Annotated in this window: 10 protein-coding genes; all 10 read left to right on the forward strand. The window is 39.8% G+C overall.

The window, feature by feature from the left end:
- Positions 1-3 precede the first annotated feature (3 nt).
- The 10 genes from ACZ2V4_RS00145 to carB all read left to right on the forward strand — a co-directional run bounded on the left by ACZ2V4_RS00145 (position 4) and on the right by carB (position 13616).
- Entirely contained in the window at positions 4-570 is a 567-nt protein-coding gene (locus ACZ2V4_RS00145) for a DivIVA domain-containing protein (RefSeq protein ID WP_490514326.1), read from the forward strand.
- Between the two features lie 249 nt (positions 571-819).
- Positions 820-3564 carry an isoleucine--tRNA ligase gene (ileS, locus tag ACZ2V4_RS00150; protein ID WP_490514327.1) on the forward strand — a complete coding sequence of 915 codons (2745 nt, stop codon included), beginning with the start codon at positions 820-822 and terminating at the stop codon, positions 3562-3564.
- Between the two features lie 130 nt (positions 3565-3694).
- Positions 3695-4186: a signal peptidase II gene (gene lspA / locus ACZ2V4_RS00155; protein ID WP_099483238.1), complete on the forward strand. Its 492-nt coding sequence runs from the start codon at positions 3695-3697 to the stop codon at positions 4184-4186.
- Positions 4173-5078, forward strand: coding sequence for an RluA family pseudouridine synthase (locus ACZ2V4_RS00160; RefSeq protein WP_490514328.1), 906 nt, complete (start codon positions 4173-4175; stop codon positions 5076-5078). Before lspA ends, ACZ2V4_RS00160 begins: the two co-directional genes overlap by 14 nt.
- A gap of 155 nt (positions 5079-5233) precedes the next feature.
- The gene (gene pyrR, locus ACZ2V4_RS00165) at positions 5234-5758 is read left to right on the forward strand and encodes a bifunctional pyr operon transcriptional regulator/uracil phosphoribosyltransferase PyrR (RefSeq protein ID WP_133418592.1); all 525 of its coding nucleotides are present in this window, start codon (positions 5234-5236) and stop codon (positions 5756-5758) included.
- 106 nt (positions 5759-5864) lie between these two features.
- Entirely contained in the window at positions 5865-7175 is a 1311-nt protein-coding gene (locus ACZ2V4_RS00170; protein ID WP_419895519.1) for a uracil-xanthine permease family protein, read from the forward strand.
- A gap of 11 nt (positions 7176-7186) precedes the next feature.
- Positions 7187-8068, forward strand: a complete 882-nt coding sequence (locus ACZ2V4_RS00175) for an aspartate carbamoyltransferase catalytic subunit (protein WP_490514329.1) — start codon at positions 7187-7189, stop codon at positions 8066-8068.
- A gap of 11 nt (positions 8069-8079) precedes the next feature.
- Entirely contained in the window at positions 8080-9363 is a 1284-nt protein-coding gene (pyrC, locus tag ACZ2V4_RS00180) for a dihydroorotase (RefSeq protein ID WP_490514330.1), read from the forward strand.
- Entirely contained in the window at positions 9356-10450 is a 1095-nt protein-coding gene (carA, locus tag ACZ2V4_RS00185; RefSeq protein WP_490514331.1) for a glutamine-hydrolyzing carbamoyl-phosphate synthase small subunit, read from the forward strand. The genes pyrC and carA overlap by 8 nt, the downstream gene beginning before the upstream one ends.
- The gene (gene carB, locus ACZ2V4_RS00190; RefSeq protein ID WP_490514332.1) at positions 10443-13616 is read left to right on the forward strand and encodes a carbamoyl-phosphate synthase large subunit; all 3174 of its coding nucleotides are present in this window, start codon (positions 10443-10445) and stop codon (positions 13614-13616) included. The genes carA and carB overlap by 8 nt, the downstream gene beginning before the upstream one ends.
- Positions 13617-13626 lie beyond the last annotated feature (10 nt).

The raw sequence follows: 13626 nt of genomic DNA on the forward strand, positions 1-13626 counted from the left end.
ACAATGAAATATAGTCCAGAAGAAATTAAGTTAAAACAGTTCAACGTAGTACATAAAGGTCTGAATGAAAATGAAGTCCGTAACTATCTGGAAGAATTAAGCAATGAACTTGAAACATTACGTCGCGAAAAGAAAATGCTGGAACAGCTGATTGCTGATAAAGACGAGAATATCAATCGTTTTAAGAATGTAGAGAATACGATTTCTGATGCTATCCTGGTCGCACAACGTGCAGGCGATGAAATCAAGGCAGCTGCAGGCATGCAGGCAGATGTCATTATTAAGGATGCAAAAAGTCATGCAGATCTCATCGTGAATGATGCTATGCAAAAAGCGCGTGAAATTGCTTATCAGACAGAAGATATGAAGCGCCAATCTAAGATTTTCAGATCACGTTTCCAGCTGTTAGTTGAAGCACAGCTAGACCTTCTTAAAACTGAAGACTGGGATTATTTGCTTAACTATGAACTGGATACACGTCCATTACAAGAAGATGCTGCCCCTCAAATAGATCCATCTGTAAATCAAGGTGGCGGATCAGTAGATAAAAATGAAAGTTCTGAAAACTAGGACTTACGTTTTTTAAAGTTTCATGTTAATATTAGAAATAACAAACATGTAGAACCGGATTGAAGTCCTGTTATGAAAGCGAACGAGGGATAGTGTGAGCCTTGGCATAACGCCTTTAATCAGATCACTCTACTCAAAAAATCATACTAAACATAAAGCGAGCTCTGTAAGAGTTAATCCAGGTGGTACCGCGGCAATTGTCGTCCTGATTAATGATTATAGACTCGCTTTTTTTAAAGGAGAAGAACTATGGATTATAAAGACACATTATTAATGCCGAAGACAGATTTTCCGATGCGTGGAGGTTTACCGAATAAAGAACCTCAAATTCAGGCGCAGTGGGATGAAAAGAAGCTCTATGAAAAAATATTAAAGAAAAACGAAGGTAGAACGCCTTATGTTCTTCATGATGGTCCTCCTTACGCAAATGGACAGATTCATATGGGACATGCATTAAATAAAATTATTAAAGACATGATTATGCGTTATAAAGCTATGAATGGATTCTATGCGCCTTATGTACCTGGATGGGATACGCATGGTCTTCCGATTGAAACGGCACTGACGAAAAAAGGAGTGGACCGCAAATCAATGTCTGAAGCGGAGTTCCGCGAATTATGTCGCGCATATGCCTTAGAACAAATTGAATTACAAAAGTCCGATTTTAAACGATTAGGTGTTAATGGTGACTGGGAGAATCCATACATTACATTGCAGGAAAAATTTGAAGCTGAGCAGATTCGTCTGTTCGGTGACATGGCTGCTAAAGGATATATCTATAAAGGTAAAAAACCTGTCTACTGGTCACCTTCAAGCGAATCTTCATTAGCTGAAGCAGAGATTGAATATCAAGATAAAGTATCTCCTTCAATCTATGTTGCATTTGATGTATTAGATGGTAAAGGTTTAGTCGATGATGATGTGAAATTTGTTATCTGGACGACGACGCCTTGGACATTACCCGCTAACGTTGCGATTGCGTTAAACAAAGATTTAGACTATGTACAAGTACGTGTAAATGATACATCATATATCGTAGCACAGGCTTTATTAGATAATGTTTGTGATGCAGTTGGCTGGGATAAAGAAGGTGTTCAGATTGAGAAGACATTCAAGGGTGCTGACTTAGAATTTGTTAAAGCACGTCATCCATTTATCGATCGTGAGTCTTTAATCATCTTAGGGGATCACGTTACAATAGACGCTGGTACAGGATGTGTACATACTGCGCCAGGACATGGGGAAGATGACTTTATCATCGGTCAGAAATATGAGTTAGATGTGATCTCACCTGTGGATGGTAAAGGCGTTTACACAAGTGAAGCTGGTGAATTTGAAGGGATGTACTACGACAAAGCGAATAAAGTGATCACTGAGAAGTTAGAAGCTTCAGGTCACCTATTAAAACTTGACTTCTTCAAGCACTCATATCCGCATGACTGGAGAACGAAGAAACCAGTTATCTTCCGTGCCACACCACAATGGTTTGCATCGATTAATAAAGTGCGTCAAGATATCCTGGATGCAATCGAAGAAACAGAATTTAAAGTGGACTGGGGTAAGACGCGTATTTACAATATGATTCGTGACCGTGGTGACTGGGTGATTTCACGTCAGCGTGTATGGGGCGTGCCACTTCCAGTATTCTATGCCGAAAATGGTGACATCATCATGGATAAAGCGGTAATTGAACATGTTGCGACACTTGTTGAAAAGCATGGGACAAACGTTTGGTACGAAAGAGAAGCGAAAGATTTATTGCCAGAAGGGTTTACACATCCAGGTAGTCCGAACGGAGTATTTACAAAAGAAACAGATATTATGGACGTTTGGTTTGACTCAGGTTCATCTCACCGTGGTGTATTGGAAGCGCGTCCGGAATTATCGTTCCCAGCTGATTTATACTTCGAAGGGAGTGACCAGTATCGTGGATGGTTCAACTCATCGATCACAACAGCAGTTGCGACACGTGGCAAGTCCCCTTATAAGAAATTATTATCGCACGGTTTCGTAATGGATGGACAAGGACGTAAGATGAGTAAATCATTAGGAAATACAGTACTACCAGAGAAAGTTGTCAAACAGATGGGTGCAGATATTATCCGCCTATGGGTAATGTCCGTAGATTATTTAGCAGACGTTCGTATTTCTGATGATATCTTAAAGCAAGTCTCTGAAGTATATCGTAAGATTCGTAACACATTTAAGTTCCTGTTAGGAAATGTAAATGATTTTAATCCGGCAACGGATGCCGTTCCTTATGCAGAACTTGTAGAGATTGATCAGTTTATGTTAAATAAATTATATACATTCGTTAATAATGCACATAAACATTATGATAATAACGATTATTTATTCATGTATCAAGAGTTACAGAACTTTATCAACGTAGAATTAAGTAACTTCTATCTGGATTATGGTAAAGATATCCTTTATATCGAAGCACAGGATAGTCATGTCCGTCGTAGTATGCAGACGGTTGTCTATGAAGTATTGACATCATTAACGAAAGTGTTAGCACCAATTATTCCACATACTGCTGATGAAATCTGGAGCCATACGCCACATGTGGATGAAGAAAGCGTACATTTAGCAGATATGCCAGAAGTACAGACTGTAGACACAGCGTTGATCGGTAAATGGAATCATTTCCTAGAGATTCGCGATGATGTACTAAAAGCAATCGAAGAAACACGTAACGATAAAGTAATCGGTAAATCACTTGAAGCGGCTGTATATATTCAGGCGAAAAACGAAGAGGACCAAGCATTGCTCAAATCATTCGATAATCTGCATCAACTCTTCATCACATCTTATGCAGAAGTTGTTGATGAACCGCAAGGAACAGATTATAACTTGAGTAACGTACTTGTAAAGCATGCTGAAGGTGAGAAATGTGAACGCTGCTGGAATTATTCTACAGTACTTACAGAAGAAAGCCATGCACACCCACATGTGTGTCCAAGATGTTTATCAGTACTTGAATCTAAATAATATTAAAACCAGGATCTCCTGGTTTTTTTTTTTAAGTATTTTAAAATTAAATAAAAATATTATGTAAACTAATAAGTTTGAAGACGAAACGACGTTTATGTGTTAAAATAACAAAGATTGGAGTGAGGACATGAATCGTAAATATCGCATTATACCAATGACTTTATATACCGCCATATTGATATTGATGGATCAAATTTCAAAATATATTATTGTAAAGACAATGAATATCGGAGAGAGCATACCTGTAATCGGTGATGTATTACAAATAACTTCTCATCGTAATTACGGAGCGGCATGGGGAATGCTTCAAAATCAGATGATCTTCTTCTATATTATTACTATCATCGTACTCATTGCACTTATCTATTTTTATTATAAGGAAGCAGCAGATAATTTACTGATGCAGTGTGGACTAATGCTTATTTTTGCAGGTGCAATCGGAAACTTTATCGACAGATTATTTAGAGGGAATGTCGTTGATTTTATCGATACGAAGATTATTAACTATGACTTTCCGATATTTAATGTTGCAGATAGTTGTCTGACAATCGGCGTATTTATTTTACTTTATGAGCTTTTATTTAACCAAAAAGAGGAGAAATCACATGGAAACATTTAATTTTGAAATAAACGAAGAAGAAACAGGCATACGTATTGACAAATTTCTTGCGGATGCAAATCCAGACTGGTCACGCAGTCAGATTCAGGACTGGATTAAAAACGATTTCGTTTTAGTGAACGGCAAAGTCATTAAATCGAATTATAAACTGCGTTTAAATGATGAAATTTCAGTGACTGAGAAACCAGTAGAAGAGATCGATCTCGTAGCACAAGATTTAGGTTTAGAAATTTATTATGAAGATAAGGACGTTGCTATTGTCTATAAACCAAAAGGTATGGTGGTACATCCTGCACCAGGACATCCAGATGGAACGTTAGTGAATGGATTGATGCATGCAATCACAGACTTATCAGGTATCAACGGTGAGATTCGTCCAGGCATCGTTCATCGTATCGATAAGGATACTTCAGGACTATTGATGATTGCCAAGAATGATATTGCACATCGTGGTCTAGTCGATCAGCTCGTGGATAAATCCGTTACGCGTAAATATACGGCATTAGTTCATGGCGTGATTCCGCATGAATTTGGTACAATTGATGCGCCGATTGGGCGTAATCAGAAAGACCGTCAGGAAATGGCTATTGTTGACAATGGTAAACACGCAGTTACACACTTTAATGTGCTTGAAACATTTGATAAGTATACACTTGTAGAATGTGTGCTTGAAACAGGTCGTACACATCAGATTCGTGTGCATATGAAGCATATCGGTTTTCCACTTGTCGGAGACCCGAAATATGGTCCGAAGAAGACGATGGATATCGGTGGACAGGCGTTACATGCAGGCGTATTAGGCTTTGAACATCCTGTTACTGGAGAATATATTGAACACAGTGCACCGCTTCCAGAATACTTTGAAGAACTGCTGACAAAGTTAAGAAAATAGTATGTAATTTTACTTTTTCGATTGACAAAACATTTCAGAGTGTTAGTATTAATCTAAATAAATCACGTTAAGCTTTTAAATAAGTCCAGAGAGACTTATAAGGCGTCGAGAAAACCTCACGTCTATTTGGCGTGAGGTTTTTTAGGAGGGACACTATGGATAAGCGTATTATTCTTGATGACAAGGCAATTGACCGCACGTTGACGCGAATCGCACATGAAATATTAGAGAACAATAAAGGTGCACATGACCTTGTATTACTCGGTATTAGAACGCGTGGTATTTATCTGGCACAACGCATTCAGTCTAAAATTGAGAAGATTGATGGAATTACTGTGCCTACAGGTGTATTAGATGTAACACAATATCGTGATGATGTGACAGATCGTGTCTCACAGGACGTCGTTGCATATACGATTGATACAGATATGAATAATAGACATGTTGTCATCGTTGATGATGTGCTCTATACAGGGAGAACAGTGCGTGCCTCGCTCGATGCGATACTTGATCATGTACGTCCAAAACGTATCAGCTTAGCTACGTTAATAGATAGAGGGCATCGTGAACTTCCGATTCGTGCAGACTTTATCGGTAAGAATATTCCAACAGCATTAAGTGAAGAAATTGTTGTCATGCTGGATGAAGTTGACGACAAAACACAAGTATATATTAAGTAATCCTTTTAAATTGGTACGAGAGACCAGCAAAGGGTTTAAGTGATAACAGACACTTAAGTCTCTTTGCGTACGCAAAGAGACTTTTTTTATTATATGGAGGGATATTATGACAAACGAAGAAATTTATGAACGAACAGTTGAACCAATTTTAGATGTGCATGAGAAACCGAAAGCAAGTGAGTGGTTACTCTTAAGTTCTCAGCACTTATTTGCAATGTTTGGTGCAACTGTACTTGTACCTTTTCTGACGGGGCTACCTGTGTCAGCAGCGCTTATTGCTTCAGGGTTAGGAACTTTGCTCTATATATTGATTACTAAAGGAAAGATTCCTGCATATCTTGGCTCAAGCTTTGCATTTATCACACCGATTATTGTGGGATTAAAAACACATAGTCTAGGTGAAATGTTGATGGCGCTTTTTATGAGTGGTCTGATGTATGTGATTATCGGAATAGTCATCAAGTTCGTAGGTGTGAACTGGCTGCTTAAATTACTGCCACCTGTTGTTGTCGGGCCTGTTATTATGGTCATCGGACTTGGACTAGCACCTGTAGCTGTAAACATGGCGATGTATACAAATAGTGGGACGATGGAAGGGTATAGCATTAAATACTTATTTATTGCATTCGCAACACTCGTTACAGTGATTATCTTCTCGGTGCTCGTTCGAGGCTTCCTGTCAATCATTCCAGTACTCATTGGCATAATTGTCGGATATATCACAGCATTAGGTCTTGGGATCGTAGATTTAAGTGGCATTCAAAAAGCAAAATGGTTCCAGCTTCCGGACGTACATGTTCCGTTCGTAAGCTATACACCGAGTATTGACTGGATGCTTGTCCTTATTATGCTGCCAATCGTCTTCGTAACAGTGAGTGAACACATCGGTCACCAAGTTGTGATCAATAAGATCGTCGGACGTAACTTCTTCAAAGATCCGGGATTACATCGCAGCTTAATTGGAGACGGTGTCTCAACGATGCTTGCTTCAATTATCGGTGGACCACCGAGCACGACATATGGTGAGAACATCGGGGTGCTTGCGATTACACGTATCTATAGTATATGGGTCATCGGGGGGGCCGCAGCACTTGCCGTGATTCTTGGATTTGTAGGTAAGTTTACAGCCCTCGTATCAAGTATTCCGACACCAGTTATGGGTGGTGTCTCAATATTATTATTCGGGATTATTGCTTCAAGTGGCTTAAGAATGCTCGTCGAATCCAAAGTGGATTTTGGGGATAAGCGTAACTTAGTGATTGCTTCAGTCATATTAGTGCTGGGTATCGGTAAAGCACATCTTGACTTTAGTGTCGGTCAAATCAACTTGAACATCGAAGGCATGGCGCTCGCAGCACTGGCTGGAATATTACTTAATGCGATATTACCTGAATCAAAAGTACATGAAGACTATTAAGGGGTGGAATAATGAAACATCTGCATTCGATTACTGAACTTTCAAATGATGAAATTATGCACACGATTGAACGTGCAATAATGATTAAAAATGGTGAAATAAAACGTTATGAAAATATTTATACGGCAAATCTCTTCTTTGAAAATTCAACACGTACAAAATGCTCATTCGAGATGGCAGAGAGAAAGCTCGGCCTGCAAGTCATACCGTTTGAAACGAGTACTTCAAGTGTAACGAAAGGTGAAAGTCTGTATGATACTTGTAAGACGCTTGAGCGTATTGGGTGCGATGTGCTGGTAATCAGACATCCTGAGAATAATTATTACGAGCAGTTAAAGTGCCTTAACATACCGGTAGTCAACGGAGGAGATGGCAGCGGTCAGCATCCGACACAGTGTCTACTGGATTTGATGACCATCTATGAAGAATATGGAAAGTTTGAAGGATTGAAGATAATCATCTGTGGAGATATCTTAAATTCACGTGTCGCAAGAAGTAATTATCATGCGCTTTCTAGTCTAGGTGCACAAGTTAAATTTGTTGCACCTGAAATTTGGCAGGATCATTCATTGGATGCTGAATATGTCAGGATTGATGATGCGATTGAAGAGGTTGATGTCTGTATGCTGCTACGTGTGCAGCATGAACGTCATGACGAAGATACTTCAAACTTTTCTCAAGTCAACTATAACAGGATGTATGGGTTAACAAGAGAAAGGTATGATAGATTGAAGGAGGACGCTATTATATTACATCCGGCCCCAGTGAATCGGGGTGTCGAGATTGATAGTGAACTTGTCGAAGCGCCGAAGTCACGTATATTTAAGCAGATGGAAAACGGTGTCTACACACGTATGAGTATTTTAAGTCAAGTCATTGAAAATAATCGATAGGAGTGTTGAATATGTCAACTTTATTAAGAGGCGGAAAAGTATTAGTTAATGATGAACTTGTTTCAAAGGATATTCGAATAGAAGACGGGAAAATAGTAGAGATGGGTGAAAAGTTAAACGTCTATAATTCAGAGATTATTGACCTTGACGGTAAGTTTGTAACGCAGGGCTTTGTTGATGTACATGTTCACCTGCGTGAACCTGGTGGTGAACATAAGGAGACGATTGAGACAGGCACACGTGCAGCAGCACGCGGTGGATTTACAACAGTCTGTCCGATGCCGAATACACGACCAGTTCCTGATAGTGTGGAACATATTGAAGCATTGAATCAATCGATTAAACAGAATGCGAAGGTGCGTGTGTTACCGTATGCATCTATCACCGAAAGACAACTTGGAAAAGACTTAGTGGATTTTAAGGCGCTAAAAGAACACGGTGCATTTGCTTTTACAGATGATGGTGTCGGTGTACAGACAGCATCCATCATGTATGAAGCGATGCAGCAGGCTGCACAACTTAATATGGCGATTGTTGCCCACTGTGAAGATAATTCACTCATTTATGGTGGTGCAATGCATGAAGGGAAAGTATCAAAAGCCCTTAATATTCCTGGTATTCCTTCAATTTGTGAAGCTGTACAGATTGCTCGAGATGTACTATTAGCTGAAGCAGCGGATTGTCACTATCATGTGTGCCACGTATCGAGTAAAGAAAGTGTGCGTGTCATACGTGACGCAAAGCGTGCAGGCATTAAAGTGACGGCAGAAGTGACGCCCCATCATCTATTACTGAATGAAACTGCAATTACAGAAGATGATGCGATTCTTAAGATGAACCCACCGCTTCGTAGTGAAGAGGACCATCAGACATTGATAGAGGCATTACTTGACGGCACAATCGACTTTATCGCAACAGATCATGCACCTCATGCTGCAGATGAGAAGGATCAGCCGATGATAAAAGCACCGTTTGGTATCGTTGGCAGTGAAACAGCATTTCCATTGTTATATACAAAATTCGTTAAAAATGGGGATTGGACATTAGGCCAGCTTATTGACTATTTAGCAGTAAAACCAGGTCAAGTGTTTGATTTACCATACGGCAAATCTTTAGAAGTTGGTAGTATTGCAGACATCGCAGTCATTGATCTAGACGAGGAATATGAAATTAAAGCTGAAGACTTCTTATCAAAGTCAAACAACACACCATTTATCGGAGAACGTGTCTACGGCAATGTGAAGCTAACACTTGTTGAAGGACAAATCGCTTATCAGGAGGGGCAACATGCGTAAACAAAGATATCTTGTATTAGAAGATGGCACTACATTTAAAGGATATAGATTTGGAAGTGACAAAGAGGTAGTAGGAGAAATCGTATTTAATACTGCGATGACAGGTTATCAGGAGACATTATCAGATCCGTCATATACAGGACAAATCATTACATTCACTTATCCGTTAATCGGAAACTACGGTATTAACCGTGACGACTTCGAAACGTTAACCCCTTCTCTTAAAGGTATGGTTGTACGTGAAGCATGTGATTTGCCGAGTAACTTCCGCAATATGGCGACACTGGATGAGACATTAAGAAGCTATGATGTTCCGGGGATTGACGGTGTAGATACTAGAAAATTAACACGTATAATCCGTCAGCACGGGGTACTGAAAGCTGCCCTTATCAATGATGAAAAGGATATTGATGCAACAATTGAACGTTTGAAAGAAGAAACGCTACCTACAGATGAAGTTGCGCAAGTATCAACAAAAAGTGCATATGTGTCTACAGGTAACGATCTGCGTGTGGTGCTTATCGATTTCGGAAAGAAAGAAAACATTGTCCGTGAACTGAACTCACGTGGCTGTGATGTAACAGTAATGCCATATACGACAACAGCTGAGGAGATTATCAGGCTGAGACCGGACGGTGTAATGCTGTCGAACGGACCAGGGAATCCAGAAGTTGTAACTGAAGGAATAGAAATGATAAAAGGGATTTTAGGAAAAGTTCCATTCTTCGGTATATGTCTAGGACATCAGCTGTTCGCACTCGCAAGTGGTGCAACGACATTCAAGATGAAGTTTGGACACCGTGGTGCTAACCATCCAGTGAAAAACTTAGCGACAGGTAAGATTGAAATCACATCTCAGAATCATGGTTACGCGGTGGATCCGGAATCGATCAAAAACACAGACCTTGAAATTACACATACAGCTTTAAACGATGGAACAGTAGAAGGGCTGAAGCATAAGTCATTACCTGCATTCTCGGTGCAGTATCACCCAGAAGCGTCACCAGGTCCTCATGATCCAAACTATTTATTTGATCAGTTTATCGACTTAATGAAAGAAAATAAGGAGCGTGTCACAAATGCCTAAACGTAATGATATCAAAACAATTCTCGTAATCGGTTCAGGGCCAATTATTATTGGACAAGCTGCAGAGTTTGACTATGCAGGTACTCAAGCATGTCTGGCATTAAAAGAAGAAGGATATAAAGTAATATTGGTGAACTCAAACCCTGCAACGATAATGACGGATACTGAAATTGCAGATAAGGTTTATATCGAACCCTTAACGTTAGACTTTGTCTCACGTATTATTCGTAAAGAGCAGCCAGATGCATTACTGCCGACACTTGGTGGACAGACAGGATTAAACATGGCGGTTCAGCTGCATGAAGCAGGAATTCTGGAAGAAAATAATGTTACGCTGCTTGGAACGAAATTATCTTCAATAGAACAAGCGGAAGACAGAGATTTATTCCGTAACTTAATGAATGAACTGAACGAACCTGTCCCTGAAAGTGATATCGTTAATACGGTTCAACAGGCGATTGATTTTGCGACAAGTATCGGTTATCCGGTAATTGTTCGTCCAGCATTCACCATGGGGGGAACAGGAGGCGGTATCTGTCACGATGAAAAAGAACTCGTTGAAATCGTGACAAAGGGTCTGAAATATTCACCTGTGACACAATGTTTGATTGAGAAATCCATTGCAGGTTATAAAGAGATTGAATACGAAGTGATGCGTGACTCAAACGATAATGCCATCGTAGTATGTAATATGGAGAATATCGATCCAGTTGGAATTCATACAGGAGATTCAATCGTTGTCGCACCGAGTCAGACGTTAACAGACAAAGAATATCATATGTTACGTGACGTATCGCTGAAGATTATCCGTGCATTAGGGATAGAGGGTGGATGTAACGTACAGTTAGCACTGGATCCCCATTCATTCAATTACTACATTATAGAAGTAAACCCACGTGTATCACGTTCGTCAGCGCTTGCATCTAAAGCTACAGGTTACCCGATTGCGAAACTTGCCGCGAAGATTGCTGTAGGATTAACGCTTGATGAGATGATGAACCCTGTAACAGGTACAAGCTATGCTGCATTTGAACCAGCACTTGATTACGTTGTATCTAAGATTCCGCGTTTCCCATTCGATAAGTTTGAAAAAGGTGAACGTGTGCTAGGTACGCAGATGAAAGCAACGGGTGAAGTTATGGCGATCGGACGAACATATGAAGAGTCATTGCTTAAAGCAATTCGTTCGTTAGAGTATGGTGTACATCACCTTGGATTACCAAACGGTGAAGACTTTGAACTTGATTTCATTAAACAGCGAATCGGTGAACAAGATGATGAACGTCTCTTCTTCATCGGTGAAGCAATCCGTCGAGGTGTGACTTTAGAAGAGATTCATGAGATGACACAAATTGATTATTTCTTCTTAAATAAGTTCCAGCATATCATTGATATCGAGCATGACTTAAAGGACAATGTCGGTGATATCGATCACTTAATCTGGGCTAAGAAATACGGATTCAGTGATAAAGTGATAGCCCATCGCTGGAATATGACAGAAAAAGAAATCTATGATATCCGTCATGCAAACAATATTCTGCCTGTTTACAAAATGGTGGACACATGTGCATCTGAATTTGAATCGAATACGCCTTACTTCTATGGAACGTATGAAACGGAAAATGAATCTATTCGTTCTGATAAGAAGAAAGTTGTCGTGCTTGGATCTGGACCAATCCGTATCGGTCAAGGGGTAGAGTTTGATTATGCAACTGTGCATGCCGTATGGGCAATTCGTGAAGCAGGTTATGAAGCAATTATCATTAATAATAATCCTGAGACTGTTTCAACTGACTTCTCTATTTCAGATAAACTATACTTTGAACCTTTAACGGAAGAAGATGTGATGAACATCATTAACCTGGAGCAGCCAGAAGGCGTTGTAGTTCAGTTTGGTGGACAGACAGCAATTAACTTAGCTGAAAAACTTACGAAATATGGTGTGAAAGTATTAGGAACATCTTTAGAAAACTTGGACCGTGCGGAAGATCGTAAAGAATTTGAAGCGTTAATGCAGAGAATTGAAATTCCGCAGCCTCTGGGTAAAACTGCAACTTCTGTTGAAGAAGCAGTAGCAAATGCAGACTTTATCGGCTATCCTGTTCTTGTGCGTCCTTCATATGTACTCGGTGGACGTGCGATGGAAATTGTTTATAACGAAGAAGAACTGATCAATTATATGACGCAAGCTGTTAAAGCGAGTCCTGAGCATCCTGTATTAATCGATAGATATTTAACAGGTAAAGAAATTGAAGTTGATGCGATTTGTGATGGTGAAACGGTCGTAATTCCAGGCATTATGGAACATATCGAACGTGCAGGGGTTCACTCAGGTGACTCGATTGCGGTATATCCACCGCAAACATTAACTGAAAAGCAAATTGCGACGCTGGAAGACTATACGAAACGTTTAGCACATGGTTTAGAGATTAAAGGATTACTGAACATTCAATATGTTATTAGTAATGATGAAGTATTCGTGCTTGAAGTAAACCCACGCGCGAGCCGTACAGTACCATTCTTAAGTAAGATTACTGACGTACCGATGGCAAACTTAGCGATGAAAGCAATTTTAGGTGAATCGTTAATTTCTAAAGGTTACAAAGACGGACTTGTTCCTTACAAAGAAGGTGTTTATGTCAAAGCGCCGGTATTCAGCTTCTCTAAACTTAAAAATGTTGACATTACACTCGGACCTGAGATGAAATCTACAGGTGAAGTGATGGGTAAAGATATTACGTTAGAAAAAGCACTATATAAAGGGCTGGTTGCAAGTGGACTTCAAGTTAAGGATCACGGCACTGTGCTTATTACAGTTGCTGATAAAGATAAAGCAGAAGCACTAGGGCTTGCAAAACGTTTCCATGAAGTAGGGTACCGCATTATGGCAACGAGTGGTACAGCGAAGTTGCTTAAAGAAAATGATATTCCGGTTGTTGAAGTGAGTAAGATTGGTAGCGAATTTAACTTACTTGATGTTATTCGTGACGGACATGTCCAGATCGTCATCAATACAATGACGAAAGGGAAGCAAATTGAACGTGATGGCTTCCAGATTCGTCGTGATTCAGTTGATAACGGTGTACCATGTCTAACATCTCTTGATACAGCACGAGCATTACTTGAAGTCATTGAAAGCATGACATTTAATATGAATCAAATGTAGGGGGTCTATT

The sequence above is a fragment of the Macrococcus sp. CoH-51_TC_04 genome (assembly GCF_058188655.1).

Bases quoted from the DNA above. Each gene is read 5' to 3' on its own strand.
- ACZ2V4_RS00145 (WP_490514326.1), top strand. From the start codon at position 4: ATGAAATATAGTCCAGAAGAAATTAAGTTAAAACAGTTCAACGTAGTA.
- ileS (WP_490514327.1), top strand. From the start codon at position 820: ATGGATTATAAAGACACATTATTAATGCCGAAGACAGATTTTCCGATG.
- lspA (WP_099483238.1), top strand. From the start codon at position 3,695: ATGAATCGTAAATATCGCATTATACCAATGACTTTATATACCGCCATA.
- ACZ2V4_RS00160 (WP_490514328.1), top strand. From the start codon at position 4,173: ATGGAAACATTTAATTTTGAAATAAACGAAGAAGAAACAGGCATACGT.
- pyrR (WP_133418592.1), top strand. From the start codon at position 5,234: ATGGATAAGCGTATTATTCTTGATGACAAGGCAATTGACCGCACGTTG.
- ACZ2V4_RS00170 (WP_419895519.1), top strand. From the start codon at position 5,865: ATGACAAACGAAGAAATTTATGAACGAACAGTTGAACCAATTTTAGAT.
- ACZ2V4_RS00175 (WP_490514329.1), top strand. From the start codon at position 7,187: ATGAAACATCTGCATTCGATTACTGAACTTTCAAATGATGAAATTATG.
- pyrC (WP_490514330.1), top strand. From the start codon at position 8,080: ATGTCAACTTTATTAAGAGGCGGAAAAGTATTAGTTAATGATGAACTT.
- carA (WP_490514331.1), top strand. From the start codon at position 9,356: ATGCGTAAACAAAGATATCTTGTATTAGAAGATGGCACTACATTTAAA.
- carB (WP_490514332.1), top strand. From the start codon at position 10,443: ATGCCTAAACGTAATGATATCAAAACAATTCTCGTAATCGGTTCAGGG.